At 76.1% G+C, this 2,800-nt stretch carries 2 protein-coding genes; both read left to right on the forward strand.

Features of this window, described 5'->3' with window-relative positions; all coding sequences use genetic code 11:
- Positions 1 to 59: 59 nt before the first annotated feature.
- Complete coding sequence (locus tag AB0L40_RS27470) at positions 60 to 656, forward strand: collagen-like protein (RefSeq protein WP_364361941.1); 597 nt, start codon at positions 60 to 62, stop codon at positions 654 to 656.
- Entirely contained in the window at positions 656 to 2,761 is a 2,106-nt protein-coding gene (locus AB0L40_RS27475; RefSeq protein WP_364361943.1) for a S53 family peptidase, read from the forward strand. Before AB0L40_RS27470 ends, AB0L40_RS27475 begins: the two co-directional genes overlap by 1 nt.
- Positions 2,762 to 2,800 lie beyond the last annotated feature (39 nt).

Raw genomic sequence — 2,800 nt, forward strand, 5'->3', positions numbered from 1 at the left:
GGCGTGCAGGTGGCTAGGGCGTCGCCGGTGCGTCTGGAGCCCTCGGCGCCGGCGGCGCGTTGGGCGACGCAGGCGTCCAGGGCGATCCCGGCGCCAAGGGCGACGCCGGAGCCCCCGGTGCGCCGGGAGCGAAGGGCGATCCCGGCGCCCCGGGCGCGAAGGGCGACGCCGGGACCCCGGGCGCCAGGGGCGACTCGGGCCCCAAGGGCGACGCCGGCCCGCAGGGCATCCCCGGTCCTCCCGGCACCTCAGGCGGCCCGACCGTCATCGAGTACCGGGTGTCGTCGCACTTCGCGGCACCGCCGCTGACCACGGCGCAGGCCGCCGACCCGTATCCGGTCAAGGCCGGCGGTCCCACGAACGTCACGGCCGGCGCCGCGTGCGACACCGGCAGCTACCCGGTGGGCGGCGGCGTCCTGCCCAGCGACAGCCGCGTCGGCGCGATCGCCATCACCGGGCTCATCCCCGTCGTCAACCCCGACCCGACGGAGCCGAGCGGCTACGTCGCCGCCGTCGACAACCTCACCGACGAGGAGCAGGGCTTCCAGGTGTACGTCAACTGCATCAAGGCGACGGCCGACACCGAGAAGCCCACGTCCGACCTGCCGGCCGCCGTGCGCGACCGCTACACCCGCGTCCTCCGGGAGGCCAAGTGATGTCCGCCCAGCACCCCCGGCGGCGTACCGCCGTCCTCGCCCTGATCGGCGGGGCCGCCGTCGTCCCCGCCGCGATCGCGCCGGCCGCCGACGCGGCCGCGTCCACCACCGCGGTCCGCCGCGTCGAGCGGATCGCCGGCGTCCAGCGGGCTCCGGACCGGACGGCGGTCGCCCCGTCGTCGTCGCCGGCCGGCGCCCAGGACGTCCCCTCCGGCACGCCGGCGGGCGCCCGTCGCTCCCTGCGGGCCGCGCGGCCGGACTGGGGGCGCACCGGCACGGCGCTCGGCCGCGTCGACCGCACGCAGACCGTCCCGCTGAGCCTCACGCTCGCCTGGCGGGACCCCGACGGGCTCGCCGCGTTCGTCCGCGACGTGACCGACCCGCACTCCGCGTCCTACGGCCACTACCTGACGCCCGAGGCGTTCCGCGTGAAGTACGCGCCGACAGCCGCGACCGTGACGAAGGTCGCGGCCGCGCTCCGGGCCCGCGGGCTCACGGTCGACGCGGTCTCGCGCAACGGCGCGCGGCTGACCGCCCACGGCACGGCGTCGCAGGTCGAGCAGGCGTTCGGCACGGCGCTGAACGCCTACCGCGTGAAGGGGAAGACCCTCCGTGCGGCGGCGGGCACCCCGACCCTGCCGGCCGACGTCGCCCCCGACGTCACCGCCGTCCAGGGCCTCGACCAGTCCGGGGCGTTCACGAAACCCGGCGCCACCCCGGCGCCGGTCTTCCGCAACGCCGGGCCGTGCTCGACGTCCTGGGCGCAAAGGCTCTCGACCGGCACCCCGGACGCGTTCGGCGGCCCGGTGCCGGTCGTGCCCTGCGGCTACACGTCCAAGCAGCTGCGCTCGGCCTACGGCCTCACGACCGGCCAGGACGGCGGCGGCAGCGCGGTGGCGATCATCGACGCCTACGCGTCGCCCACCATCGCGAAGGACGCGAACACCTGGTCGGCGAACCAGGGCGTCCCGGCCTTCGCGACCGGCCAGCTGGACCAGTCGCTGACGCCCTACTGGATCACCCAGATCCCCGAGACGCCGGGCGACGCCGGCGACGACCCGCAGGGCTGGTACGGCGAGGAGACGCTGGACGTCGAGGCCGTCCACGCCATGGCGCCGGGCGCGAAGGTCGTCTACGCGGGAGCCCGCGACCCGTACGACGCGTCGCTGGACGACACGCTCAGCGACGTCGTCGACTCCGGCAAGGCGCAGATCGTCTCCAACTCGTACGGCGAGACCGAGGGCGACACCTCCGAGGCGTCGCGCGCGGCGTTCGAGACCATCGCGCAGGAGGCCGCCGCCACCGGCGTCGGGCTCTACTTCTCCTCCGGCGACAACGGCGACGAGGTCGTCAACACCGGCGAGCGGCAGGCGGACTTCCCGTCGGGCAGCCCGTCGGTGACGGCGGTCGGCGGCACGTCGATCGGCATCGGCGCGGACGGCCAGTGGCTGTTCGAGACGCCGTGGGGGACGGACAAGTCGAACCTGAACGCGGCCGGCACGGGCTGGGACCCGGCGCCGGGTGATCCCGCCGCCTACACCTCGGGCGGCGGCGGGGGCACGAGCGCCTTCGCGGCCCAGCCGGCGTACCAGGCGGGGATCGTCCCGCCCGCGCTGGCGACGAAGTACCCCGGCTCGACGTCGGCGCACCGGGTGGTGCCGGACGTCTCGGCGATCGCCGACCCGAACACCGGGTTCCTGATGGGCCAGACGCAGACGTCGCCCGACGGCAGCGTCGCGTACTCCGAGTACCGGATCGGCGGCACGAGCCTCGCGTCGCCGGTGACCGCCGGGATCATGGCCGTCGTCGACCAGGGTCGCGCGGCGAAGGGCCTGGCGCCGACCGGCTTCGCGAACCCCGCCCTGTACGCGGCGCCGGCGACGGCGTTCCACGACCAGGCGGACGGCTCGCGGGCCACGCGGGGCGTCGTCCGGACGGACTTCGTCAACTCGGCGGACGACTCCGACGGCCTGGTGACGAGCCTCCGGGCGATCGGCGACACCGGGACGCTCAGCTCGATCCCCGGCTACGACGACTCGACGGGCCGGGGGAGCCCGAACGGGTCGGCGTTCTACGACGCCATGACCGCCGCACCGACGAAGTGACGGCGCGGCCGGCCCGCTCCGGCGGGCCGGCCGCGCGGT

The sequence above is a fragment of the Patulibacter sp. NPDC049589 genome (assembly GCF_040675535.1).
Lineage (GTDB): Bacteria > Actinomycetota > Thermoleophilia > Solirubrobacterales > Solirubrobacteraceae > Patulibacter.

Coding starts and splice junctions, on each gene's coding strand:
- AB0L40_RS27475 (WP_364361943.1), top strand. CDS start 656: ATGTCCGCCCAGCACCCCCGGCGGCGTACCGCCGTCCTCGCCCTGATC.